Below are 24509 nucleotides of genomic sequence, written 5' to 3' on the forward strand. Positions count from 1 at the left end.
CCCGCATCGCGCGCCCCCGACCGCGCATGGCAGCGACCGCCGTATGGCGGCATCCTGTCGGTCTGCGCCCTGCTTTGCGCACTGCCTGCTTGTTCCCAGAACCGATCCGGCCAGGAGGCCACCATGACCGCCGCTCCTCAAACCCCGAGCCCGCTGACCGGCGAGGACGTCAGCCGGCGCGTGCTGAAACTGATCGGCAGCCTGCGCTCCAACGCCGACCTCACCCTCGAACACCTGCAACAGCACACCGGCCTGAGCATGCAGCGCGCCGCCAACGGCGACGGCTCGTTCGGCACCGGCGCGCGCATCGACGCGAACTGGTCCTACAACCTGTTCGTCGGCCCCGTGCTCGGCGAATCCCGGAACCAGCTGACTTTCGATTTCGCCCGCAACGGCGACCCGGCCGCGCCGATGACGCCGGTGTGCGGCATGGACTTCGACGACTACGCGCGCGAACTCAAGCGCATGGGCTTTCAGGACAGCCTGGTGCGCGCCGAGCACGGCCGCATCAGCTATTGGAATTTCCGCGGCCCGGTGACCCTGCGCGTGTTCGTCGAAGGCGAATCCAACGAGTCGCCGGAAAAAATCGGCCATCAGTGCGTGAAGACCATCACCGTCGAATAAGCGCCGCGCTCGATCAGGCCAGGAGGCCGCCATGTCCAAACCCATCAGCGCCGATCTGCAGAAGCTGCTCGACGATTTCGGCAAGCAACCCGGCGTCAGCGCCAACGCGGTGAAGAACCTCACCGACACCATCAAGGGCTCGCCCGCGCTCACCGATCAGTTGAACGGCGCGGTCGCCGCCGGCCATCTGAAATCGTTCAAGGCGCTGACCGATCCGAACATGGGCGGCGCCTACAACGGCGGCACCCAGAGCATGTCCCTGCCGGTCGCCGGCCTGGACGCGGGCTTCAACAAGGGCGAGATCACCTTCGTGCTGGGCCACGAAGTGCAGCACGGCTTCAACCGCGCCGCGCGCGACGCGGTGCGCTCGACCTTCTACACCGACGCGCAGGCGCTAGCGAAGAATCCGGCCGCCGTGCACGACTACACGCCGCTGTTGAACAAGGTGATCGAAGGCGACCGCGTCAACGAATCCACCGCCAACATCGCCGGCTGGAACGCGCTGGTCAGCGCGGCGAAGGAAGCCAAGCCCACCGCGACCCTGGGCGATGTCTACAACATGCAGCCCGGCCGCGCCTCGGATTTCATCGCCCGCACCGGCACCGCGCCCAACTTCGCCTACGCCGCCAAGCCCGGGCTCACGCTCGCAGCCGACCTCACCATCGCGGTCAATCCGGCCAACACCGCCGGCATGGCCAAGTACTACTACGATCTGCCGCCGGCCAGCACCGGCCTGGGCTACGGCGGCAATTCCGACTATCCCAACTATCACGGCGCGATCTATCTGCCGATGATCAGCCAATGGGAACAGGCGCACGGCCGCACCGCCGACGGCGGCAAGCCGCAGGTGCACATCAACATGAATTCGCTGCATCTCAATCGTGAAATCATGGAGACCAACGGCCTGGACCTGGGCGCGGCGACCAAGCAGCCTTACTTCGACACCAGCACCACGCCGCCGACCGCGGCGAATTTCCACCACACCAAGGACACGCACCGGCCGGTGCGCGATCCGATCGCGCCGACCCACGACGCTCCGGCGCATGGCCACGATCCGTTGTTGCAAGGCATCCGCGACAAGGTCCAGGCCGAGTTCGCCCGCCACGGCAGCCCGCTGTCCGAGCGCGACGCCGACCGCGTCGCCGCGGCGCTGGCGGTGCAGAGCAAGAGCGCCGGCATGGGCCCGCCCGATCACGTGGTGTTGAGCGTGGACCCGGCGACGAAGGAAATCGGCAAGACCGTGTTCCTGGTCAAGGGCGAACTCGACAGCCCCTCGCACACTCGCGTGAGCGTGTCGCGGCAGCAGGCGCCGCCGCTCGAAGATTCGTTGCGTCAGCTCGAATCGGCCACGGCCGACGCACCGGCGCAAAACGCGCAGCAGGCGGCGAAGACGATCCAGCAGTAAACAATTCTGCGATAGCCGCTCAATCCCGGCGCGATCCCCCCCGCAACAACGCGGGGGTTCGGTCGTGCGCGGTGTCCTGTCGCGCCGGCTTTCGCCGTTGATCAAGCGAGCGCGCCGACTCGCCCTGCGAGACGCCGTTCTCACTGCAGGTCCGGCATCGCCGGGTGACGCGGCTGGGCTCTCGATCCGGGAACCATCGTCCCCCGGCGCGGACGGACCGGCAGCACGCAGCACCGTCGAAGAGCGGCCGCGCGCGATGAGTTCGCGAAACCGCGGCCGCCCGCGACGGGCAACAGGGGCCATGACCGATCTCGCAGCAACGCAGCCGTAAACGACGGCGCGGCGCGCCCGTGGGCGTCCGCAATTCGCAGGCAGTCGAACCCAGCGCCGTTCCCGCACTTCACTCATTCCATCAGGAGCCCAGCATGGAACGCATTCATTCCTTCTCCGCCGCCGGTACGCGGCTTCGTCTTGCGCGCACTCCGCTCGCGGCCGCCGCGGCCGTCGCCTGCCTGTTCGCGGCCGCGCCGTTCGCGCTGTCCGCGCAGGATGCGAGCAAGTCCGCCGCCGCGGCCAGACTGGCGCCGCGCGCGCTAGAGCAGCCGGTGCTGGCGCGCATGCTGCGCTCGCAGGACGTCAAGCCGCTGCTGAGCCTGACCCCGGCCGGCGCCAAGCCGCTGGACACGCACGAGGCCAAGCTCGATCTGCGCATCGCCTTTACCGAATCGAAGATCTGGAATCCCAACAGCCAGCGCTACGACAAAGTGAAACTGCGCTCGTACCAGAGCCCAGGCACCGATCCGGACGTGCCCTTCGTCGCTCCGACCATCGTCACCTCGCCGGGCGAGACCGTGCGCATCCGCCTCCACAATCAATTGCCGCCGCAGCCCGACTGCCACCCGGCCAACATCAACATTCCGCACTGTTTCAACTCGACCAACCTGCACTCGCACGGCCTGTGGGTCAGCCCCACCGGCAACAGCGACAACGTGCTGCTGACGCTGCGCCCGGGCGTCAAGTTCGAGTACGAATACAACCTGCCCGCCGACCATCCCGCCGGCACGTTCTGGTATCACCCGCATCTGCACGGCTCCACCGCGCTGCAGGTGTCCAGCGGCATGGCCGGCGCGTTGCTGGTGCGCGGCGATCGCCTGCCCGGCAGCGACCGCACCGGCGATGTCGATACGCTGCTGCGCGATGAGACCGGCGCGGCGATGCCGGAACGGTTGCTGATGTTCCAGCAGGTCGCCTACGCCTGCCGCGGCACCGACGGCAAGATCAAGACCGACAAGAACGGCTTCTGGACCTGCGGCGAAAACGACACCGGCCAGATCGACAACTACGACGATCAATTCGGCTTCGGCGTGTGGCAGAAATCCGGCCGCCACACCAGCATCAACGGCACCGTGCTGCCGACCTTCAACGGCCTGGTCGCCGGCCGCGTCGAGCGCTGGCGCCTGCTTCACGCCGGCGTGCGCGATACCGTCAATCTGCAATTGCGCGAAGTCGATGCCGCCTCGGCCAGCATCGCCGGCCTGTCCGGCGCGGCCCTGGACAACTGGGTGACCCAGCACTGCACCGGCGCGCCGCTCAAGCAGTTCGAAGTCGCCAGCGACGGCCTCACCCACGCCAAGACCATCGTCAAGACCGAGAACGTGCTGCAGCCCGGCTACCGCAGCGACGCGCTGGTGGTGTTTCCCAAGGCCGCCAAGTACTGCGTGCTCGACGCCGCCGCGCCCGCCAGCGCCAGCATCACCAACGCCCCGGAAGACCGGCAGTTGCTCGGCATCGCCGAGGTCGGCGGCGCGGCGAAGGTCGACGACGTGGAAGCGTTCGTGACCGAAAAACTGGTGGCATCGGCGCAGCAGCAGATGCCCGCCAGCGTGCGCGAACGCGTCGTCGCCGGCTTGCGCGATCACCTGCGCCTGGACGACTTCATCCCGCACCGGACCATCGAAAAAGGCGAGATCAACGGCAAGGGCCAGGACGTGGTGTTCAACATCGAGGACGTGGTCGAGGACGGCAAGAAGCGCACCGTCTACATGGTCGATGGCAAGCCTTACGATCCTGCCGCGGCGCGCGACCTGATCCTGGGCAACGTCGAAGAGTGGCGCCTGACTTCGCTGGTGGGCGGCCATCCCTTCCACATCCACGTCAACCCGTTCCAGATCGTCAGCATCCTCGACGACAAGGGCAAGGAAGTCAGCGTGACCGGCGACGTGGACGACAAAGGCAAGCTGGTCGATCCGCAGTACGCCAACCTGCAGGGCACGTGGAAAGACACCTTGTTCGTCAAGAAGGGCTATCACCTGCTGGTGCGCACCCGTTACGAGCGCTACATCGGCGAGTACGTCCTGCATTGCCACATCCTCGATCACGAGGACCAAGGCATGATGCAGAACGTGCGCGTGCTGGTGCCTGACGGCAAGGGTGGCGGTATTTCGGCTAGCAGCCATCATTGATGGTGGCAACGCATCGCCGCGGTAGCGGCGATGCGAGAGCGAGGTGCGAGCTGTGAACGCATACGCTGGTTGAGCAATGATGGAGCCCCTCTCCCGCTCGCGGGAGAGGGAGCATCTCGCAAGCGACGAAGGCGACCTGCGTCATCGCCACGGACCGCGCCTCAGCGCTTCCCGCGCTTCTCGTAATCCGCCATATCCACCCGAAGAATCCGCCGCAGCTCCAAAATCGCCTGCGGCGTCTCCTGCACGCTGTGGCCGGACACGATCACCTTCTCCGACAGTGCGCCGTCCAGATGGGCGCTGCGGTACGGCACCGCGCCGTCGCTGGACTGCAGCAGCGGCAGCTTGGTGTCGCGCTGGCCGACGATGGTGTGATACGGCAGACCCGATTCGATCGGCAGGTCTTCGGTGCTGCGCATGAACAACGAATTCGGACTCAGATCGTCCGGCCCGGTCGGCGGGCGGCCTTTGCGGAAACCCAGCTTCTGCAATTCGTCCTGGTTGACCTGGGTGCGCTGGATCAATTCGGCGGTATCGCGCAGCACGTCGAACGGCAGGCGGATCAGTTTGCGCACCATGCGCAGCGGCCAGGCGTCGCTGACCACCGCGCCGCGATGCGGCGAGGCCAGGAACACGGCGCGGCCGAACTGCGGCATCGGCCGGAACACGGTCAACGCGCGCACCAGCGGCTCCTGGCCCAGGCGCTGGGCGGCGGCCGGGTCGAAGGAGCGCAGGGTTTCGTCCATCACGTGCTCGCCGCTGTCGCTGACCAGCAGCCGCGCGATCACCCCGCCCATGCTGTGTCCGACCAGCACCGCGTCGTGGCTGGCGACGTCGTCGCCTTCCGGGTCGTAGTGTTCGAACGTCTTGCTCAGGGCCGAGTCGATCGCCAGACGATTGGACAGGATGCCCATGTTGGTCGGATAGAACACCTGCCACAGCTGATAGCGCTTGCGCAGGGTTTCGTCGCCGAGGATTTCGTTGGCCAGGTTGACCCAGGCCTCCGGGCTGCTGGCCAGTCCGTGCACCAGCACGATCACGCGTTTGTCCGGATCGTAAGGCTGGTTGAGATAGATGCGCGGCTGGAAGCTGCGCGCCTGCTTGGGCCGCAGCAGGCTCGACAGGCTCAGCCGCGCCAGTTCCGAACGCGCCAGCCACACGCCGTAGGCCGCCGAGTAGTTCGCCGCCAGCGGCACCTTGCGCCCGCCGATGGTCTCGCTGTCGATGCGATACGGGTTGTAGATGTCCATGCTGGCCTCGCGGCTGGCCAGCACGCCGTCGAGGCCGTCGCCGGCGAAGCGCAGGGTCGCGGTCACCGGCAGATAGCGGGTATCGCGGTAGGGAACGTCCTCGGCGTCGGGGGCCTGCGGCGAACGCCGCGGAAACACCGCGACCAGTCCGGTGCCGAATCCATCGCGCCGATACACCGCGCGCAGATTGTCGAACCCCAGGCTGTCGGAGGCGAGCAGGGCCTCGGGTTGCTTGCCGATCTCGGAGGCTTCGTAGCCGTGCAGGCCGATCCCCAGGTTCATGCCGCCGACGTGCAGCGGCGTCGCCCCGACCTGGCCGCGGCTGGCTTCGAACGCCGATTGCGCGACCACATCGACCGCGCGGTTGTAGTACTGCAGCACGCGCTCCTGGCGCGCTTCGAACACGCGCTGCTCGGGCGTGCGCGGGGTCAGGAACAGATAGGCGTAGGCATAGCGCGCGGTCTCGATCGCCGCGCGGGTGCGCTCGTCGCTGGCGACTTGCGCGGCGACCTCGGCCGAGGCCGGGGCGAGACCGGCATCGCCCGACCCGGTGGCCGCGGCCTTGCGCCTGGACCAGCCCGCGCTTTCGGCCGCCTTGCTCAGCGTCGCCGGCGCGGCGTTCATGCGCAGCAACTGCAGTTCCGACGCGGTCGCCAGCCAGTCTTCGATCGGCGCGAGCGCGCGCAGTTGCTGGATGCACGGCGCGGCGTCCTTCGCGCACTGGTCCGGGTCGAGCCCGGCCGAGCCGAGCGCGGTGGCCGCCGAGGTGCTCAGCTTGCCGCCGTTGAGCGCATCGAGATTGCGCTCGGCGGCGATCTCGCCGAAGCCGCGCTCCTTGACCTTGACCACGGCGCAGCCGCTGGTCAGCGCGATCAGCAGACAGGGCAGAAGCAGTACGGATACGCGCATGCGGGAAGTCTTCGTCGGGGGCGAGCGCATTGTCGAGCGCGGGCGGGGCGGAGTAAATCGATGGGGACGCTTTTGTGGGAGGGGCTTCAGCCCCGGTGCTTTCCGATCCGATGCGGCGATCTGAAGGAAAAGCGTCGGGGCTGAAGCCCCTCCCACAAAAGCCCTCCCATAAACCCCCTTCTGCAAAAAGCCTTTCCTGCAAAAGCCCCCTCACGAGGGTCCGGGCAAAAAAGAACCCCGCCTTTCGGCGGGGTTCCTGGTGTTGCTTCACGGCGATCGGTGGATCAGAAATCCATACCGCCCATGCCGCCCATGCCGCCGCCGCCCGGCATCGCCGGCTCGTCCTTCTTCGGCAGCTCGGCGACCATCGCTTCGGTCGTGATCATCAGGCCGGCGATCGAAGCCGCGTTCTGCAGCGCGGTGCGGGTGACCTTGGTCGGGTCCAGGATGCCGAACTCGAGCATGTCGCCGTATTCGCCGTTGGCGGCGTTGTAACCGAACGCGCCGGCGCCTTCCTGGACCTTGTTCAGGATGACCGACGGCTCTTCGCCGGCGTTGGTGACGATTTCGCGCAGCGGGGCTTCCATCGCGCGCAGGGCGATCTGGATGCCGTGGTTCTGGTCTTCGTTGGCGCCCTTCAGGCCGGCGATGGCCGCCTTGGCGCGCAGCAGCGCGACGCCGCCGCCCGGGACGATGCCTTCTTCCACGGCAGCGCGGGTGGCGTGCAGCGCGTCTTCGACGCGAGCCTTCTTTTCCTTCATTTCGATTTCGGTCGAAGCGCCGACCTTGATCACCGCAACGCCGCCGGCCAGCTTGGCCACGCGCTCTTGCAGCTTCTCGCGATCGTAGTCCGACGAGGTCTCTTCGATCTGCGCCTTGATCTGCTTGATGCGGGCCTGGATCGAATCGCCGTCGCCGGCGCCGTCGATGATGGTGGTGTTCTCCTTGGAGACCTGCACCTTCTTCGCGCGGCCCAGATCCTTGATCGTAGCCTTCTCGAGCTGCAGACCGACTTCTTCCGAGATCACGGTGCCGCCGGTGAGGACGGCCATGTCTTCCAGCATCGCCTTGCGACGGTCGCCGAAGCCCGGAGCCTTGACGGCGCAGACCTTGACGATGCCGCGGATGGTGTTGACCACCAGGGTCGCCAGCGCTTCGCCTTCGACTTCTTCCGCGACGATCAGCAGCGGCTTGCCGGCCTTGGCCACGCCTTCCAGCACGGGCAGCAGGTCGCGGACGTTGGAGATCTTCTTGTCGTACAGCAGCACGTAGGGGTCGTCCAGTTCGGCCGACATCGACTGCTGGTTGTTGATGAAGTACGGCGACAGGTAGCCGCGGTCGAACTGCATGCCCTCGACGACGTCGAGCTCGTTCTCCAGGCCCGAACCGTCTTCAACGGTGATCACGCCTTCCTTGCCGACCTTGTCCATCGCCTGGGCGATCAGGTCGCCGATGTCGGCGTCGGAGTTGGCGGAGATCGCGCCGACCTGGGCGATTTCCTTGCTGGTGGACGACGGCTTGGACAGCTTCTTCAGCTCGGCCACCGCTTCGACCACGGCCTTGTCGATGCCGCGCTTGAGGTCCATCGGGTTCATGCCGGCGGCGACCGCCTTCATGCCTTCGCGGATCAGCGCCTGGGCCAGCACGGTCGCGGTGGTGGTGCCGTCGCCGGCGTTGTCGGAGGTCTTGGAAGCGACTTCCTTGACCATCTGCGCGCCCATGTTCTCGAACTTGTCCGCCAGTTCGATCTCCTTCGCGACGGACACGCCGTCCTTGGTGATCGTCGGCGCGCCGAAGCTCTTTTCGAGCACGACGTTACGGCCCTTCGGGCCGAGGGTGGCCTTGACGGCATTGGCGAGAATATTTACGCCGCGCACCATCTTGGCGCGTGCGTCCTCACCGAAACGAATTTCTTTGGCAGCCATGGTGAAACTCCGGGAATTGGGAATGGGGAATCGGGAATGGAAAGAGCAGAAGCGGTGGAATCGGCATGGGCGGGAACGTCAGCGCAAGCGCTTTGACGATTCCCGATTCCCCATTCCCGATTCCCGGCTCGCTCAGCCGACGATCGCGAGAACGTCGTCTTCCTTGAGGATCTTGTATTCGACGCCGTCCTGCTTGTAGGAGCTGCCCGAGTACTGGCCGTAGATGACCTTGTCGCCGACCTTGAGCTTCGGCGCGCGCACGCTGCCGTTGTCCAGGGCCTTGCCTTCGCCAACGGCGACGATCTCGCCCTTGGTGGACTTTTCCTTGGCGGCGTCGGGGATGATGATGCCGCCGGCGGAGACTTCGTCGGCTTCGATCGGCTTGACCACAACGCGGTCATAAAGCGGCTTGAGATTCATGGCGACCTCTGTAAGTGACTGAATGGGTGGAGAAAGAACGGTAATTTTAGCAGTCGCCCCCGTCGAGTGCCAACGGCGGGGACAAAAGCGCCCGGCAAGCCGGGACTGCACGCTTAATGAGGGGCGCCGGCGGGCTTTCAAGGGGGCGGGCGAATAAATCCTTCGCGCCGCCCGCCCGGGACCGGACCGGTTCCGGCCCCAGGATCGGCGCCGGACGCCGACAGGCTCCCATCGCCAGGCGAAATCGGGATGACAGGGCGGCCGCCGCGGATCGGGTTCAGGCCTCGGGCGGCGCACGCCCCGGCCGGTTCGCCTCAGTCGTGCAGGGACTTGAGGTATTGAGTCGGCGTCGCGCCCAGATGGCGCCGGAACATGGCGATGAAAGCGCTGACGCTGTCGTAGCCCAGGTCCAGCGCGACCGCGGTCACCGCTTCGCCGGCGGCTAGCCGCTCCAGCGCGCGCATCAGCCGCGCGCGTTGCCGCCACTGCGGCAGGCTGTAGCCGGTTTCGGCGCTGAAGCGGCGGCTCAGGCTGCGCCCGGACAGATGCGCGTGCTCGGCCCACTCGCCCAGGCCGCGCGGGTCGGCCGGGTCGTCGATCAGTCCCTGGCCAATGCGCGCACCTTGAGCGATCCGCGCGCCGCCGCATCGTTGCGCGCGCAAGCCGAACAGCACATCCGCGACGCCTTGCCGGCCTTGCGCGCCGTGGGTTTGTTCGAGGTGCTGGAAATTCGCGATGCGCGGTGGCGCGAGTGGATCGATTCGATGGCGTGAGGCTGGCCGCATCGCCGACACCGGCGAGCTACAAGCGTTTGTGCATCCGCACACAGGCCAGACTCACTCCGCTGGGATGCGCGTATGCGTCTTCGCCGATCGCCTGGAATCCCATCGCCTGATAAAACGCCACGGCATTGAGCGAAGACGCCACCGTCAACGCCGGCAGGCCGTGGGCGCGGGCGATCGCGTCGATCTCGCCCATCAGCCGCGCGCCCAGGCCGCGGCCGCCGTGCGCGGGATCGACGAACATCGCCTCGACCTCGGCGCCGTCCAGATCGACGATGCCGTAGCCGAGCAATTCGCCGTCGTCCTCGATCAGCACCGCGCCGCCGGCGGCGATCATGCGCGCGTAGGAATCCGGCAACGGCGAAGCCGACCACGCCGCGACGGTCGCGGCGTCGTAATGGCTGATGCAGGTCGCGCGTACCGCCCGCGTGCGCAGCGCCCACAGGCGCGCGGCTTCGTCGCTGCGCGCCGGGCGCGGCGGCGGCAGGGCGCGCGCGTTGGAGGGGGGCGAAGACATGCGGGCGTTCCGTAGAGATCCGGCCTCACGATAATCCACGCCCGCGCCAACCGCGATGCCGGCCGCGCGCGTACTAGACTGCCGATCCCCGCCTTCGCCAGGACCCGACCATGTCGTCCGTCACCTCCCCCGCCGAAATCGCCGCATCGCTCACCGAACTGTGGTCGCCGCGGGTGGTGGCCGAGGTGGACGAGGCCTACATCAAGGTCGCGCGCGTGCACGGCACCCTGGCCTGGCACAGCCACGCCGACGAGGACGAGTTGTTCTACGTGCTCAAGGGCCGGCTGGTGATCGAGATGGAAGAGCGCAGCGTCGAGCTGGGCGCGGGCGAGATGTTCGTCGTGCCTAAGGGCGTGCGGCACAACCCGATCGCCGACGAGGAATGCCATCTGCTGTTGATCGAGCGCAAGACCACGCAGCACACCGGCGACGTGGTCACCGACAAGACGCGATCGCTGCAGGAGCAGTTGCGGCCGCTGGGCTGATCCCGGCGCATCGGCCGCGGCCGCGATTCGGCGCCACAAAAAGAAAGAGCGCGTCCCGTGGAACGCGCTCTTTGGTGCGGAGATGGCCGTCCTGCGCATGGCGCGATCCTGCGCCCGTCCCCCGAACCGACCTCGTGTCTTGCCGAAGTCCGTATCGGCGAGGTGCCATATTCCGAAGTCCTCATCACGGTTGCTACACCACCGGGTCGTGTTTTTGGCTACTTTTGCTGGCTCTTACACTTGTTCGAACGGCTAAGCTGTTGTATTTATTGATTGCACCGGCACGCAACGCTAGCGAAAACGCACTAGGTCTTGTGTCTATTGCTCACCGGGTGAATATCGGTAGCAGTAGCGGAAAAACTCCCTAAAAACTGCCCAAAACTGTCACATGACGCCGCAGCAGCGCATACGTCTCGCCCGTCGCCACGCCGGTCTGTCGCAAGCTGCGCTGGGCGCGGCGGTCGGCGTCCAGCGCAGCGCGGTCGGGCACTGGGAATCGGCCCAGGGCAAGTTCCCCAGCGTCTCCCATCTGCGCGAAGTGGCGATGGTGACGGGCGTCCAGTTCGAGTGGCTGGCCACCGGCCGCGGCAAGATGAGCCTGTCGCAGGACACGGCGATGGATTCGGTCGCCGCCGCCGATGCGCTGTTGATCGACGATCCCTTGGAACTGCGGCTGATCGCCGCGTTCCGCGAGGCGCCGACCCGGTCGAGGGCGCCGTTGGTGGAGGTCGCCGAGCAATTGGCGGAGTTGCGTACCGGGCGGCCGCGCAGCAGCGGCGGCAAGGCGCGCGGGGCGGCTTGAGGGAAGAAGCTTTTGCAAAAGGGCTTTTGTGGGAGAGCTTTTGTGGGAGGGAGCTTTAGCCCCGATGCTCTTCGTTCCGCTTGCAGCGATCTGAAAAAAGAGCATCGGGGCTAAAGCTCCCTCCCACAACGAAGAGCATCGGGGCTAAAGCTCCCTCCCACAAAAGCTTAAAGGCGCCGCCCTGCTGGCACAGTCCATGTGGCCAAGCGCGACCCCCGTCGCTGTTTCGCGATGCCGTCGCCGCTCCCCGGGCCGACGCTGTCACAAAGCCCGACTAGACTCGACCGACGCGCCCTGGGGAGGGCGCCCGAATCGCGCCGGCGGTTCGCCGCACGGCGACCGAGCGCGATGCCACTCAAAAGGAGCCGTATCGATGCCCAAGTCCGTTGCTGGCTGTTCCACTCTCATGTCCGCGCGCCGCACCGGCGCTCTCACGCTCGCCATCGCCGCGCTGTTGCCGACGATGGCCCCGGCCGCCGTGTTCATCAACGAATTCCATTACGACGACGCCACCTCATCGGGCGATGTCGGCGAGCGCATCGAGGTCGTCGCCACGGCCGGCGAAACGCTCAGCAATTACCGCGTCTATCTCTACAACGGCAGCACGCCGTCGTCGGCGACCAGCTACGACAACGATCTGGTCCCGGCCGGCAGCGTGGTGACCTGCGGCGGCAGCGTGCGCATCGCCACGCTGAGCTATCCCACCAACGGCATCCAGAATGGCTCCAACGACGGCTTCGCCCTGGTCGATGGCAGCGGCGCGGTGGTGCAGTTCCTGAGCTACGAAGGCGGAATCACCGCCAGCAACGGCCCGGCCTCGGGCAAGACCAGCACCAATCTGCCGGTGTCGGAATCCGGTTCGGCCGCGGCCGGCACCTCGCTGCAGTTGTCCGGCAACGGCAGCGCGTATTCGCAGTTCACCTGGCAGAGCTCGGCGACCCAGACCTTCGGCGCCTGCAACAACGGCCAGACCTTCACCGGCAGCGCGCCGAACACGCCGCCGAGCGTGAGTTCGACCACGCCGTCCAACGGCTCGACCAGCTTCCCGGCCGCCGGCGATCTGGCGGCGAACTTCAGCGAAGCGGTGACGCTGGCCAGCGGCGCGCTGACGCTGCAGTGCGCGACCTCCGGCGCGGTCGCCCTGACCTATCCGTCCAGCGGCACCGCCATCACCGCCTCCACCGGCACCGCGCTGCACGCCGGCGAGGCCTGCACCTTCACCGTCGTGGCGAGCAAGGTCACCGATGCCGGCGGCGCCACGCCGGCCGCGAACACGGTGGTCAACTTCAACGTCGCCAGCGGCGGCGGCGCGCCGACGGGCTACTACTCGCACGTCAACACCAGCAGCGCCAGCCAGCTGCGTTGCTCGCTGCACGAGACCATCAAGGGCCACACGGTCTATCCGTACAGCGGCGGCACCACCAACACCTGGTCGATCCTGGAAATCGCCGACGAAGATCCGAACAACGCCGGCCGCATCCTCGATGCGTACAAGAACCGCAGCTTCGTCAAGATCACCGACCGCGCGGGCAGCGGCAGCGGGGTGAAGTACAACCGCGAACACACCTGGCCGAACTCGCTCGGCTTCGGCACGGCGACCGGCAACCTCGGCCTGCCGTACGCGCCGTACACCGATACCCACATGCTGTATCTGACCGACGCCGGCTACAACGCCGATCGCGGCAACAAGCCCTTCGCCGATTGCTCGCTGTCCAGCGGCTGCGGCGAGCGCGTCACCGAAGTCAACAACGGCAGCGGCGGCGGCAGCGGCGTGTATCCGGGCAACTCCAACTGGTTCAAGACGCCCGACGGCAACAGCGGCTCGTTCCAGGTCTGGGGCAAGCGCCGCGGCGACATGGCGCGCGCGGTGCTGTACATGGCGATCCGCTACGAAGGCGGCACCGATCCGAACAACGGCCAGAGCGAGCCGGATCTGGAACTGACCGACGACCGCAGCAAGATCGTCATCACCTCCTCGTCGCCGGCGTACATGGGTTTGCTGACCACGCTGTTGTCGTGGCATCAGGCCGATCCGCCGGATGCCGCCGAGAAGGCGCGCAACGAAGTGATCTACAGCTTCCAGGGCAACCGCAACCCGTTCATCGATCATCCGGAATGGGCGACGGCCTCGCTGTTCAACTCGGCCAAGCCGGCGAGCTGCCAGCTGATTCCGTAAGCGCCCGCGGTTCATTGCGATACGACGAAGGCCCGCGATCGCGGGCCTTCGTTTTTTGCAGAGACTTCGAGGTCTTTGTAGGAGGGGCTTCAGCCCCGATGCTTTTGTTTCAGATCGCTGTGAACTTAGACAAGGTCTGAGCGAAGAGCATCGGGGCTGAAGCCCCTCCTACAAGAGACCTCGAAAGACTTCCGCTCAATCGAAAATCACCACCGGTTTGCCCACCTGCCGCTCCTCCGCGATCGACGCGATCGCCCGCGCCCCGTCTTCGAACGAAAACCGCGCGCCCACGACCGGACGGATGCGATGGGCTTCGACCTCGTCCAGGTACGCGCGCAAATCCTGCAAGCTGCCGACGCTGACGCCGTGGATGTTGAGCTGGCGCGCCATGATCGGGCCGATCACATTGCCGTCCACGTTCATGCTCTGCAGAAACCCGATCACCGCGATGTGGGCGTTGTCGGCCGCGGCCTGCAACAACTGCAGGAATTGCTGCCCGCCCACGACATCGACGATGCCGTCCACGCCGCGTCCGCCGGTGAGTTCGCGCACCGCCGCGGACAAATCCGCGCGCTGCCTGTAGTCGACGACGGCGCGCGCGCCGAGCGAGCGCAACAGTTCGGCCTTGCCCGCATCGCCGGTGGTCGCGATCACCTCCACGCCGCGCGCGGCGGCCAGTTGCAGCGCCATCAGCGAGACGCTGCCGGTGCCCTGCACCAGCAGCTTCGCGCCGGGCTGCAACTGCAGTTTGCGCAGCGCGGTCCAGGCGGTGAGACCGGACACCGGCAAGGTCGAGGCCTCGGCGTCGTCGAGAAACCGCGGCGCGCGCGCGATCGCGTCGGCCGGCAGCACGATCGAGCGCGCCAGCCAGCCGTCGAGCGGGCCGCCGAGCTTGCTCAGGTGGTTCTCGGACTTGAACGGGCCTTCGCGCCAGGCGGTGGTGTAGTGGCCGATCACCCGTTCGCCGACGGCGAAGTCGGCCACGCCCGCGCCGAGCGCGTCGATCCGGCCGACGCCGTCGGACAGCGGCACGAACGGGCGCGGCAGCTCAGGTTGGTAGCGGCCGGTGGCCAGGGCGTAGTCGCGGTAGTTGATCGAGGCGGCGGCGACCCGGACCCGCACCTGGCCGGGGCCGGGCTGGGGTTCGGGCAGGTCGAGGCGGCGCAGGCTGTCGAGGCTGTGGCCTTGGAGTTGGAAGGCATCCATGACGGGGTTCCTGGGAGCGTGGGGTCGGGATGCACAGGCTATTGTTGAGTCATCCGTTGATATAGGATCAGCCAGACAACTCATCATTGAGAGTGTCTCAATAATGATCGGCGGCCTGTACTCCGAACTCGAGGCCTTCGAGGCCATCCTCCAGCACGGCAGTTTCACCGCCGCGGCCCGGCAGCTGCAGGTGACGCCGGGCGCGATCACGCGCCGGCTCAACACCCTGGAAGCGCGCCTGGGCGCCAAGCTGCTCAATCGCTCGACCCGGCGCCTGAGCCTGACCGAATCGGGCCGCCACTATTACGCCGAGGTCGCGCCGGCGCTGGCGCAGATCCTGGCCGCGGGCGAACGCGTCCACGACTTGTCGGCGCAGCCGCGCGGCGAGCTGCGGGTGTCGGTGCCGATGAATTTCGGCCGGCTGTACGTGATCCCGCATCTGCCGGCGTTTCTCGATCGCTATCCGGGGATCTCGCTGGACGTGCAGTTCGACGACCGTTTCGTCGATCTGATCGGCGCCGGCTTCGACGCCGCGATCCGGATCGGCGCGCTCAGCGATTCGCGCCTGGTGGCGCGGCGGATCGCCGAGACCCGGCGCATCCTGGTCGCCTCGCCCGACTATCTGCATCGGCGCGGCGCCCCGGCCGCGCCGGCCGAGCTGATCGACCACGACTGCCTGCACTACACCTTGTTCCGCGACACCCCGACCTGGGAATTCCAGCGCGATCGCGAACCGCTGCGGGTGCCGGTGCGCGGGCGGCTGAAGGCCAACTACGGCGTGCCGCTGGTCGATGCGGCGGTGCGCGGCGGCGGGATTCTGCAGACGGCGACGTTCGCGGTCGCGCATGAGTTGGCGTCGGGGGAACTGGTCGAGGTGATGCCGGATTGGAGTCTGCTGCCGATCGGGATCTATGCGGTGTATCCGGGGCGCGAGTATCGGCCGCGGAAGGTCGAGGCGTTTATCGATTTTCTTGAAGAGACGATTGGCCGGCCGGCGGTGTGGGATCGGGTGATTGCGGGGGATGAGGTGAGTCGCGGCGGGTAGAGCGAATCCCCCGCGCGGTGGGTTCGCTTCGACTTCGTGGCGGCACCGGGCGCTCGCCCCCTTTTTCAAAGGGGGCAATGGTTCGCGCGCTAACCCACCCGGCAAACCGACGCCCCCACCAGATCGATTCCCCTTTGAAAAAGGGGCCAGGGGGGGATTTGCTCTTAACCCGCGTACCGCAACTCCCAGTTCCCCTCACACTGCCCCCTCATTCCGTTTTCGCACCATTTGCTGAAAGCTTTACCGATACCCACCCCCGCAACGATGACTACCCAGCCCCCTTCAAGCTCCTCCACCGAACGCCCCGCCTCGCCCTGGCGCCGCGTCGCGTCGTTGATCGCCAGCCTGGCGATCCTGGCGCTGGCCCTGCACGCGCTCGCCGGCGAATTCACCGAACAGGGCTATCGCTCGATCCGCCACGCCTTCCAGCAGATCGACGCCGCCCGCATCGGCCTGGCGTTCGCGCTGAGCCTGGCCAGCTACGCCTGCCTGGTCGGATTCGACGCGGTCGGCCTGCGCCGCAACGCCAGCAAGGTCAAACCGCTGCGGCTGATCGTCACCGCGTTCCTGGCCAACGCGGTCGGCCATACCCTCGGCTTCGCCGCCCTCACCGGCGGCGCGGTGCGGCTGCGCGGCTACGGCGCGGCCGGGTTGTCCCTGGCCGACATCGGCCAAGTGGTGCTGATGAGCACGCTGGGCTTCGTGTTCGGCGCCTGGGTGCTGCTGGCCTGCGCGCTGATGTTCGAACCCGCGCCGGCGGCGTTGCTGCTGCCGCTGAGCGAAGACGCGATCCGCGCGATCGGCGCGGCCGTCGCCATCGCCTTTCTCGGCCTGCTGTTCGCGGTCGGCCGCGAAGGCCGCACGCTGCGATTGCGCGAACACGCGCTGTGGCTGCCCGACCGCCGCACCGTGCTCAGCGTGACCGCGCTGAGCGTGGTCGAACTGGCCCTGGCCGGCGGCGCCTTGTACGTGCTGCTGGCGCCGGACATCCCGGCCGCCTCGGGCACCGGCTTCATCGGTTTCGTCGGCCTGTATCTGGTGGCGGTGCTGGCGGGGTTGGTGTCGAGCGTGCCGGCCGGCATCGGCGTGTTCGAATGGAGCCTGCTCAAGCTGCTGCCGGGCGTGGCGCCGGCCAGCCTGCTGGCGGCGGCGGTGGCGTACCGCATCACCTACTACGCCGCGCCGCTGGCGCTGGCGACTTTGCTGGGTCTGTTCGGCTCGGCGCGCGGACCGGTCGCGCGCCGCGCCAGCGCCTTGCGCACCGCGTGGCTGGCGATCCGGCCCTGGCTGCCGCACGTGATCGCGCTGGCCGCGTTCGTGCTCGGCGCCGCGCTGATCATCGACGGCACCCTGCCCAAGCCGCGGCATCGGCTGGCCGCCGCGCCCTTGTCGCTGATCGAAACCTCGCAATTGCTCGCCAGTCTCGGCGGCGTCGGCCTGCTGCTGATCGGGCAAGGCCTGCAGCGCCGCAGCCACGCCGCCTGGGCGCTGGCCCTGGGCGTGTGCGTGCTGCTGCCGCTGCCGTCGTGGCTGCGCGGCGGCCACTGGCTGCTGGCGCTGGCGCCGCCGTTGGTGGCGGTGGCGTTGTGGGCGGCGCGGCGCGAGTTCTATCGTCAGGGCGCCTTGCTCGACGAAGCTTGGTCGTGGCGCTGGCTGCGCAATCTGGGCCTGGTGCTGATCGCCGCGGTGTGGCTGATGTTCTTCGCCTACAGCCACGTCGAATACCGCAACGAGTTGTGGTGGGAATTCCTGGTCTCCGGCAACGCGCCGCGGGCCTTGCGCGCGATGCTGCTGGTCAGCGTCACCGTGATCGCCTTCGGGCTGGCGCGCATGATGCACGCCGCGCGCGCGCCGCTGCCGAACGCGGACGAAGCTCAGCTCGCGCTGATCCGGCCGATCCTGGCCGGCGCCGACGACAGTCAGGCGCATCTGGCGCTGACCGGCGACAAGGCGCTGCTGCTCGATCCGGAACAACGCGGCTTCGTGATGATGCAGCGCTACGGCGGCTCGCTGATTTCGATGGGCGATCCGGTCGGCCCGCCGGACGCGGCGCGCGCGCTGATCTGGCGTTTCCGCGAGGAAGCCGACCGGCTTGGCGTGCGCCCGGTGTTCTACCAGGTCGGCGAACAGCATTGGCAGACCTACCTCGACCTCGGCCTGACCCTGGTCAAACTCGGCGAAGAAGCGCTGGTGCCGCTGACCGATTTCAGCCTGCAGGGGCCAACCCGCGCCGACCTGCGCCAGGCCTGGAATCGCGGCAAGCGCTCCGGCCTGAGTTTCCGCATCGCCCCGGTGGAGGAAGTCGAAGCGCTGCTGCCGGCACTGGAAGAAATTTCGGACGAGTGGCTCGAACAAAAATCCGGCGACGAAAAAGGCTTCTCGCTCGGCAGTTTCGATCCCGATTACCTCAAGCGCCTGCCGATCGCCCTGGTCGAGCACGAAAACCGCGTGGTCGCCTTCGCCAATCTGTGGACCGCGACCAACGGTCGCGAGCTGTCGGTGGACCTGATGCGCCACGCCAGCGACGCGCCGAAGGGCGCGATGGATTTCATGTTCGCCGAACTGCTGATGTGGGGACGCGAACACGGCTATGAGCGTTTCTGCCTGGGCATGGCGCCCTTATCCGGACTGGCGCAGCATCGCTTGGCCGGACGCTGGAACCGCTTCGCCAATCTGATCGCGCGCCACGGCGAACGCTTCTACGGCTTCGTCGGCCTGCGCCGGTTCAAGGCCAAGTTCGATCCGGTCTGGCGCCCGCGTTATCTGGCCGCGCCCGGCGGCATGCATCTGCCGTCGGCCTTGCTCGACGTGACCCGGCTGATCTCGCTGGACCCGCGCCGCCACGACGAACACGAACGCGGCACCGCGCGCTTCCCCGACAGCGCACCACCGGCTCAGGGCGCGACGGTGGCGCCGGCCGCGGCCGTGCCGGTGGAAATCCCCGACGCCGACAGCACGCGCGCCGCCACGCCGTCGTAGTCGCCGCCGAGGTGGTGGTCGCCGGGCATTTTCTCGATCAGCGCCGCGCCCTTGGGCAACTTCGGGCATAGCGCATCGCCGTCGTCGCTGCCGTAGATGCACAGCACCCGGCTCGGCGGCATGCGCGCGACCTGCGGCGCGATCGGCAGGCCCTTGCCGCTGTTGCCGATCCAGTTGGACAGATGGAATTCGTACTCGGCGTTCTGTCCGGCCGAGATCAGCGTGGTCGAACGCACCACCGCGCGCGTCGCCGGCGGCAGTTGGTTGTACGCGCCCGGCAGCACGTCGGCGCCTTGCGAGAAGCCGATCAGCAGCACGTTCTCGCGTTTCCACTGCGCGCCGTAGTAGCGCGCGATGCGGTCGATATCGACGGCGAAACTCTGCGGCGTGCGCGGCGTCCAGAAATAACGCAGCGAATCCAGGCCGATCACCGGCACCCCGGCCTTGCTCAGGCGCGCGGCGACGCTCTTGTCGAAATCGGCCCAACCGCCGTCGCCGGAAACGAAGATGGCGAAGGTGTCGGCGTTGCCGCCCTGGGCCGCGGCGACTTCGGTGATCGGCAAGCCCTTCAGATCGGCCGGCGGCGGCGGCAGGCTGGCGTGACGTTGCGCGCCCAGCGAGATCAGCGCAGCGCGCAGGCCGGGCGTGGCGTCGTCCTGCCCGGCGCGCGCGAACATGCGCGCCTGCGCGATCGCCTTGACGAAGGCGTTCACCTCATCGCTCTTGCAGCTTTTTTCCCGCGCGCGCGGCGCCGCCGCCAGCCACGGCACCTGCAAGGGCGCGGCCTGCAGATGCGCGAGCCCGGCCTCGGCCCGCAGCTTCAGCGCGCCGTTCGCGCACAGCGCGCGCGGCAAGCGCAGGACCGGGCAGAAATCGACCGACACCGCGCCGGCGAACAGGCTGGCGTTGCCCTGCGCGGCGATCGCATACGCCAGCGCCGCGCCTTCGCCGTCGCCGAGCAACAGCGGCAAGTGATAGGTCGACAAACGGTAATAAGCCTGCACGTAGCGCGAGAAATTCTCGACATCGCCGGAGGAGAAATTGCACGCGCCGCCGTCCTTGCGCAGCAAGGTTTCGAGCGCGACGACATCGACGGTGGCGACCATCGCGCCGTCGGCGACCAGCGCCTCGATGCGCGCCTTGCGCCGCGCCAGATCCAGGCCGTCGGCGAACCACAGCACGAAGCGCTTGACCTCGCCCGCCGGCAACCGCACCGGCGTGCGCACGAAGCGGCCGTGGCTGATTTCGCTGCTCAACCGCGGCGATGCCGCGGCAGCGGCCGGCTCGGACGCGAACGCCGGCGGACCAACGGCGCACAGGCACGCCGCCAAAGCGGCAGAAAAAAGTCGGGGCGAAGCGAGCATGGGGTTCTCCTGGATGCGTCACCTTATACCCGCGCCGCGGTGGAGAAAACGCATCCACCGCCTTCGCATCCGCGCGAGCGGTGGACGCCCGCCCGGGATTGCCCGATCCTTGGCGCGCGGCAACACCATCGAGCGGCGCCGTCGTTCGCGCGCAGCGGGCATCCAGGAGGAACCGGTCGTCATGAGAAAGCCCAGGTCGATCCCGAACCGCCGCGGCGAGTCGTTCGCCGATGCCGATTACGCCGCGCGGCTGCGCTCGCATGCGCACGCCGATCCGCTCGTCATCTGATCGCACCGGGTTTCGTCGCGACGTTCCCGCCACAGGACATCGGATATGCCACGTACCGATTTCATCGCCGCGAGCCTCGCACTGTCTGTGACGGCGGCGCTGCTGTCCGCCGCCGCGCCCGTTCGCGCGCAAGCGCCGGCCGCGCAAACCGCGTGCGCGTTCGGCGCCTTCGTCAACGAGACCGATCCGGCCGGGCTCAACGTCCGCGCCGGGCCCGGCACCGCCCATCGCGTGCTCGGCACCTTGCCGCCAACCAAGCTCAGCGCCGACGATCCGCCGCTGCGCGCCAGGGTCGAAGTGCGGGTCACCGCGGGCGCCGACGGCTGGTTCCGCATCGCCGGCGCGCACGACAACGAAGCCTTGCTCGACGCCGCGGCGCGGCCGATGTTCAAGGGCGCCGGCTGGGTCAGCGGACGCAAGCTGACGGTGAAATCGCAAGCCAGCGTCGGCCGGCAACGGCCCGACACCAAGTCGCCGGCGGTGCTGATCGGAAAAGACGGCATGAGCTTCGACAGCGACGGGTTCCTCGACCACGGCCGCCTGATCGCCTGCGCCGGGCAATGGGCGCAGGTCGAGTACGCGCCCGACAGCAAGTTGCGCGCCCACTTGCAGATCAAACCCGCCGCGACCGCTGGAATCGAAGCGGGCCGGGTGCGCGCCTGGGTCGATCATCTGTGCGCGCTGCAGGAAACCAGCTGCGACGGCGGCTGAGCGCAGCCGCCGGTCGCAGGCCGGCTGCTGCAGTTGCTGCCGCAATGGACTCCGGCGTTTCCCGGCGTCTATCTGTATTACCCCGGCCGGCGGCAGATGCCGGCGCCTTTGCGGGCGTTCGTGGAATTTCTGCGCGAACACCAGCCGGCCGATTGAGCAAACCGGCGCCCGCGCACGCCGCCTGCGCGCACTGGCCGGCGTTAAACGGTGCAACTGGTTCCTCGCCGGCGGTGCCGGCCCCTTACACTGGGCCCATGCCCGATACCCTGCCCCTGCTGGTGCTGAGCACCTGCCCCGACCAGACCAGCGCCGACGCGATCGCCCTGGCCCTGGTCGAGGAAGGCCTGGCCGCCTGCGTCACCCGCATCCCCGGCGCGCGCTCGACCTACCGCTGGCAGGGCCGGATCGAACATGCGACCGAGGTCCAGCTGTTGATCAAGACCCGCGTCACCGTCCACGGCGCCCTGATCAAGCGGCTCACCGAACTGCATCCGTATGAACTGCCGGAGGTCGTCGTGGTCGAACCCCGCGACGTCTCCGAGCCTTACATGCGATGGGTCAACGAACAGACTCCCGACCGATGACCAACCACCCGTTTCCGGGCCGGCGCCTGCGCGCCGGTCTGACCGCCCTCGCCTTCGCCGGTGTCGCCCTGCTGCTGTCCGCGCCCGCGCTGGCGGTGGACGAGCGCGACCTGTTGCCGGTGGACGAAGCCTTCGCGCTCAAGGCCGATGCGCCCGCGCCCGATCGCATCGCGATCTCGTGGAAGATCGCCAAGGGCTATTACCTCTATCGCCATCGCATCTCGGTCAAGGCCGACGCCGGCTTCGCCGCGCAGCCGCTGCAATTGCCCAAGGGCAAGGCGCACAAGGACCAGTTCTTCGGCGACGTCGAGACTTATCACAGCGACCTCAACGCGGTGCTGCCCGGCAAGGGCCGCGGCGCCAGCACGACGCTGACGATCAAATACCAGGGCTGCGCCGAAGCCGGTGTGTGCTATCCGCCGCAGACGCGCACGCTGACCGTCGCCTTGCCCGGCGCGGCGGCGATCGCCGCGACGGCGGCGAATGCGAACGCGGCGGCAGTCGATCCGGTGCCCGCGGCCGCGCCGCTGGCGAATTTCGGCGCGCGCGCCGGCGCCTCCAGTCCGCTGCTCGGCGCCGCCTCGCCGCTGAGCGCGCCGGGCAACGCCAACGTCGGCGCGACCGAAGCGCTGCCGCTGCCGCCGGAACAGGCCTTCGGCTTCGAAGCCATCGCCCAGGACGGCAACACCCTGCTGCTGCGCTTCACCCCGGCGCGCGGCTATTACCTGTATCGCGACAAGACTTCGCTGAAGACCGACAACGCCGCGATCGCCGCCGGCAAGCCGCAATGGCCGCGCGGCACCGCGCACCGCGACGAACACTTCGGCGAGGTCACCGTGTTCTTCGAACAGATCGACGTGCCGCTGCCGCTGATCCGCCGCAGCGCCGACGCGGCGACGATCGTGCTGACCGCCGGCTTCCAGGGCTGCCAGACCGACGGCATCTGCTATCCGCCGATGACCCGCAAAATCAGCGTCGATCTGCCGGCCGGCACCGTCACCGCCGCGGCTCCCGCCGACGCCGCGAAAACCGGCGCCAGCACCGCGACCCTGGCCGCGGCCATCGCCGCGACCGAAGCGGCCAGCGGCGACAACGCCTCCACCGCGGCCGGCGCCAACGCCGCCAGCGCCGCGTCCGACCCCGTCGCGCCCGCGCCGGCGAACGCGATCGATCAAACCGGCGCCAACGCGAATTCCAGGCTCGCCGCCGCGACCGCGGCCGCCGAAGCCAAGGCCACGCCCGCCACCGGCGCCGCCGCGCCGCAGGCCGAAGACAGCCTGCTCGCCGCCACCCTGGCCGGGCCCAATCGCTACCTGGCGCTGCTGAGTTTCTTCGGCTTCGGCCTGTTGCTCGCCTTCACTCCGTGCGTGCTGCCGATGGTGCCGATCCTGTCCGGCCTGATCGTCGGCCAGGGCCCGGGCCTGGGCGCGAAACGCGCGTTCGCGCTGTCGCTGGTGTACGTGCTGGCCAGCGCGGTGGTGTTCACCATCGCCGGCGTGATCGCCGGGCTGGTCGGCGCCAATCTGCAGATCGCCTTCCAGACGCCGTGGGTGATCGTGCTGTTCGCGCTGCTGTTCCTGGTGTTGTCGCTGTCGAGCTTCGGCCTGTACGAACTGCAGTTGCCGCACCGCCTGCGCAATCTGGTCGGCGAAGTCAGCAATCGCCAGCGCAGCGGCTCGTGGGCGGGTGTGGCGATCATGGGCGCGCTGTCGGCGCTGATCGTCGGCCCGTGTGTGGCGCCGCCGCTGGCCGCGGCGGTGCTCTACATCGGCCAGACCCGCGACCCGGTATTCGGCGGCGCGGCCTTGTTCGCGCTGGCGATGGGCATGGGTGCGCCGCTGATCGCCTTCGGCGTCGCCGCCGGCAAGGGCCTGCCGACCAGCGGGCCGTGGATGGTCGGCGTGCAGCGCGCGTTCGGGCTGGTGTTCGTCGGCATGGCGATCTGGATGCTCGGACGCATCCTGCCCGGCCCGGCGACCTTGGCGCTGTGGGGCGCGTTGCTGATCGGCGCGGCGGTGATGATCGCGCTGCCGCTCAGCCGCGGCGCGTTCGGCGACGGCGTGCGAGGACTGGGCTGGATCGCGGCGCTGCTGCTGGGCCTGACCGGCGCGGTGCAGATCGTCGGCGCGCTGGCCGGCAGTACCGACCCGCTGCGCCCGCTCGCCGGCCTGCGCGGCGGCGCGGCCGCGCATCCGGCCGAACTGCCGTTCCGCAAGATCAAGTCCAGCGAAGACCTCGACCGCGAAATCGCCGCCGCGCAGAGCGCCGGCCGGCCGCTGATGCTCGACTTCTATGCCGACTGGTGCGTGGCCTGCAAGGAGATGGAGAAGTACACCTTCCCCGAACCGCAGGTGCATCAGGCATTGGACGGCTTCGTCCTGCTCAAGGCCGACGTCACCGCCAACGACGATCTCGATCAGGCGCTGATGAAGCGGCTGGGCATCATCGGCCCGCCGATGACGCTGTACTTCGCCCACGGCGCCGAACGCCGCGACCTGCGCCTGGTCGGTTTCGAAAAAGCCCCCGAGTTCGCCCAACGCGCCGCGCGTGCGCGCGAAGCGGCGCGCTGAGGCG

The 24509-nt window shown here is 68.2% G+C and carries 19 protein-coding genes and 1 pseudogene; 13 read left to right on the top strand and 7 right to left on the bottom strand.

Features of this window, described 5'->3' with window-relative positions; genetic code table 11:
• The first annotated feature begins 123 nt into the window (after window positions 1–123).
• The 3 genes from J7J50_RS08595 (at window position 124) to J7J50_RS08605 (ending at window position 4491) form a co-directional block, all read left to right on the top strand.
• Complete coding sequence (locus J7J50_RS08595; RefSeq protein WP_215055683.1) at window positions 124–624, top strand: hypothetical protein; 501 nt, start codon at window positions 124–126, stop codon at window positions 622–624.
• Between the two features lie 31 nt (window positions 625–655).
• Window positions 656–2029, top strand: a complete 1374-nt coding sequence (locus J7J50_RS08600; RefSeq protein ID WP_215055684.1) for an XVIPCD domain-containing protein — start codon at window positions 656–658, stop codon at window positions 2027–2029.
• Window positions 2030–2454: 425 nt separating this feature from the next.
• Window positions 2455–4491 carry a multicopper oxidase family protein gene (locus tag J7J50_RS08605; protein WP_215055685.1) on the top strand — a complete coding sequence of 679 codons (2037 nt, stop codon included), beginning with the start codon at window positions 2455–2457 and terminating at the stop codon, window positions 4489–4491.
• Between the two features lie 161 nt (window positions 4492–4652).
• Here J7J50_RS08605 and J7J50_RS08610 read toward each other — a convergent pair whose 3' ends face one another.
• The 5 genes from J7J50_RS08610 to J7J50_RS08630 form a co-directional block, all read right to left on the bottom strand.
• Complete coding sequence (locus tag J7J50_RS08610; protein WP_215055686.1) at window positions 4653–6650, bottom strand: alpha/beta fold hydrolase; 1998 nt, start codon at window positions 6648–6650, stop codon at window positions 4653–4655.
• 284 nt (window positions 6651–6934) lie between these two features.
• The gene (groL, locus tag J7J50_RS08615) at window positions 6935–8575 is read right to left on the bottom strand and encodes a chaperonin GroEL (RefSeq protein WP_215055687.1); all 1641 of its coding nucleotides are present in this window, start codon (window positions 8573–8575) and stop codon (window positions 6935–6937) included.
• A gap of 132 nt (window positions 8576–8707) precedes the next feature.
• Window positions 8708–8995: a co-chaperone GroES gene (locus J7J50_RS08620; protein WP_057941652.1), complete on the bottom strand. Its 288-nt coding sequence runs from the start codon at window positions 8993–8995 to the stop codon at window positions 8708–8710.
• A 314-nt stretch (window positions 8996–9309) separates the two neighbouring features.
• On the bottom strand, window positions 9310–9780 hold the full coding sequence (locus tag J7J50_RS08625) for a helix-turn-helix transcriptional regulator (RefSeq protein ID WP_215055688.1): 471 nt from the start codon (window positions 9778–9780) through the stop codon (window positions 9310–9312).
• Between the two features lie 16 nt (window positions 9781–9796).
• On the bottom strand, window positions 9797–10294 hold the full coding sequence (locus tag J7J50_RS08630; protein ID WP_215055689.1) for a GNAT family N-acetyltransferase: 498 nt from the start codon (window positions 10292–10294) through the stop codon (window positions 9797–9799).
• A 110-nt stretch (window positions 10295–10404) separates the two neighbouring features.
• Between J7J50_RS08630 and J7J50_RS08635 the strand changes: the two genes are divergently transcribed.
• The 3 genes from J7J50_RS08635 to J7J50_RS08645 all read left to right on the top strand — a co-directional run bounded on the left by J7J50_RS08635 (window position 10405) and on the right by J7J50_RS08645 (window position 13757).
• Window positions 10405–10779: a cupin domain-containing protein gene (locus J7J50_RS08635; RefSeq protein ID WP_057941650.1), complete on the top strand. Its 375-nt coding sequence runs from the start codon at window positions 10405–10407 to the stop codon at window positions 10777–10779.
• 388 nt (window positions 10780–11167) lie between these two features.
• Window positions 11168–11581, top strand: a complete 414-nt coding sequence (locus J7J50_RS08640) for a helix-turn-helix domain-containing protein (protein WP_057941649.1) — start codon at window positions 11168–11170, stop codon at window positions 11579–11581.
• Between the two features lie 373 nt (window positions 11582–11954).
• Window positions 11955–13757 carry an endonuclease gene (locus J7J50_RS08645; RefSeq protein ID WP_251043995.1) on the top strand — a complete coding sequence of 601 codons (1803 nt, stop codon included), beginning with the start codon at window positions 11955–11957 and terminating at the stop codon, window positions 13755–13757.
• A gap of 195 nt (window positions 13758–13952) precedes the next feature.
• Here the strand turns inward: J7J50_RS08645 and J7J50_RS08650 are convergent, their stop codons facing one another.
• A complete protein-coding gene (locus J7J50_RS08650; protein WP_215055690.1) occupies window positions 13953–14963 on the bottom strand; it encodes an NAD(P)-dependent alcohol dehydrogenase in 1011 nt (336 codons plus the stop codon).
• 103 nt (window positions 14964–15066) lie between these two features.
• On the opposite strand from J7J50_RS08650, the gene J7J50_RS08655 reads away from it, so the two are divergent.
• Window positions 15067–16008 (top strand): LysR family transcriptional regulator, encoded by a 942-nt coding sequence (locus J7J50_RS08655; protein WP_215055691.1) that lies wholly within the window; start codon window positions 15067–15069, stop codon window positions 16006–16008.
• 264 nt (window positions 16009–16272) lie between these two features.
• A pseudogene (gene mprF, locus J7J50_RS08660) lies at window positions 16273–18852 on the top strand (bifunctional lysylphosphatidylglycerol flippase/synthetase MprF); the annotation flags it as partial.
• Between the two features lie 50 nt (window positions 18853–18902).
• On the opposite strand, the gene J7J50_RS08665 reads toward mprF, so the two are convergent.
• Window positions 18903–20243: an AcvB/VirJ family lysyl-phosphatidylglycerol hydrolase gene (locus J7J50_RS08665; RefSeq protein ID WP_251043997.1), complete on the bottom strand. Its 1341-nt coding sequence runs from the start codon at window positions 20241–20243 to the stop codon at window positions 18903–18905.
• Between the two features lie 217 nt (window positions 20244–20460).
• On the opposite strand from J7J50_RS08665, the gene J7J50_RS08670 reads away from it, so the two are divergent.
• From J7J50_RS08670 to dsbD, 5 genes are all read left to right on the top strand, one after another.
• Window positions 20461–20640: a hypothetical protein gene (locus tag J7J50_RS08670; protein ID WP_215055694.1), complete on the top strand. Its 180-nt coding sequence runs from the start codon at window positions 20461–20463 to the stop codon at window positions 20638–20640.
• 45 nt (window positions 20641–20685) lie between these two features.
• Window positions 20686–21351, top strand: a complete 666-nt coding sequence (locus tag J7J50_RS08675; RefSeq protein WP_215055695.1) for an SH3 domain-containing protein — start codon at window positions 20686–20688, stop codon at window positions 21349–21351.
• A 33-nt stretch (window positions 21352–21384) separates the two neighbouring features.
• The gene (locus J7J50_RS25110; RefSeq protein WP_285222269.1) at window positions 21385–21507 is read left to right on the top strand and encodes a hypothetical protein; all 123 of its coding nucleotides are present in this window, start codon (window positions 21385–21387) and stop codon (window positions 21505–21507) included.
• A gap of 98 nt (window positions 21508–21605) precedes the next feature.
• Window positions 21606–21935, top strand: a complete 330-nt coding sequence (cutA, locus tag J7J50_RS08680; protein ID WP_215055696.1) for a divalent-cation tolerance protein CutA — start codon at window positions 21606–21608, stop codon at window positions 21933–21935.
• A complete protein-coding gene (dsbD, locus tag J7J50_RS08685) occupies window positions 21932–24505 on the top strand; it encodes a protein-disulfide reductase DsbD (protein WP_215055697.1) in 2574 nt (857 codons plus the stop codon). The genes cutA and dsbD overlap by 4 nt, the downstream gene beginning before the upstream one ends.
• The last annotated feature ends 4 nt before the right edge of the window (window positions 24506–24509 follow it).

Source organism: Lysobacter sp. ISL-50 (genome assembly GCF_018612875.1).
Taxonomy (GTDB): Bacteria; Pseudomonadota; Gammaproteobacteria; order Xanthomonadales; family Xanthomonadaceae; genus Lysobacter.

Bases quoted from the DNA above. Each gene is read 5' to 3' on its own strand.
- J7J50_RS08630 (WP_215055689.1), bottom strand. From the start codon at position 10,294: ATGTCTTCGCCCCCCTCCAACGCGCGCGCCCTGCCGCCGCCGCGCCCG.
- J7J50_RS08605 (WP_215055685.1), top strand. From the start codon at position 2,455: ATGGAACGCATTCATTCCTTCTCCGCCGCCGGTACGCGGCTTCGTCTT.
- dsbD (WP_215055697.1), top strand. From the start codon at position 21,932: ATGACCAACCACCCGTTTCCGGGCCGGCGCCTGCGCGCCGGTCTGACC.
- J7J50_RS08610 (WP_215055686.1), bottom strand. From the start codon at position 6,650: ATGCGCGTATCCGTACTGCTTCTGCCCTGTCTGCTGATCGCGCTGACC.
- J7J50_RS08635 (WP_057941650.1), top strand. From the start codon at position 10,405: ATGTCGTCCGTCACCTCCCCCGCCGAAATCGCCGCATCGCTCACCGAA.
- J7J50_RS08600 (WP_215055684.1), top strand. From the start codon at position 656: ATGTCCAAACCCATCAGCGCCGATCTGCAGAAGCTGCTCGACGATTTC.
- J7J50_RS08650 (WP_215055690.1), bottom strand. From the start codon at position 14,963: ATGGATGCCTTCCAACTCCAAGGCCACAGCCTCGACAGCCTGCGCCGC.
- groL (WP_215055687.1), bottom strand. From the start codon at position 8,575: ATGGCTGCCAAAGAAATTCGTTTCGGTGAGGACGCACGCGCCAAGATG.
- J7J50_RS08655 (WP_215055691.1), top strand. From the start codon at position 15,067: ATGATCGGCGGCCTGTACTCCGAACTCGAGGCCTTCGAGGCCATCCTC.
- J7J50_RS08645 (WP_251043995.1), top strand. From the start codon at position 11,955: ATGCCCAAGTCCGTTGCTGGCTGTTCCACTCTCATGTCCGCGCGCCGC.
- J7J50_RS08595 (WP_215055683.1), top strand. From the start codon at position 124: ATGACCGCCGCTCCTCAAACCCCGAGCCCGCTGACCGGCGAGGACGTC.
- J7J50_RS08640 (WP_057941649.1), top strand. From the start codon at position 11,168: ATGACGCCGCAGCAGCGCATACGTCTCGCCCGTCGCCACGCCGGTCTG.
- J7J50_RS08675 (WP_215055695.1), top strand. From the start codon at position 20,686: ATGCCACGTACCGATTTCATCGCCGCGAGCCTCGCACTGTCTGTGACG.
- J7J50_RS08625 (WP_215055688.1), bottom strand. From the start codon at position 9,780: ATGCGGCCAGCCTCACGCCATCGAATCGATCCACTCGCGCCACCGCGC.
- cutA (WP_215055696.1), top strand. From the start codon at position 21,606: ATGCCCGATACCCTGCCCCTGCTGGTGCTGAGCACCTGCCCCGACCAG.
- J7J50_RS08620 (WP_057941652.1), bottom strand. From the start codon at position 8,995: ATGAATCTCAAGCCGCTTTATGACCGCGTTGTGGTCAAGCCGATCGAA.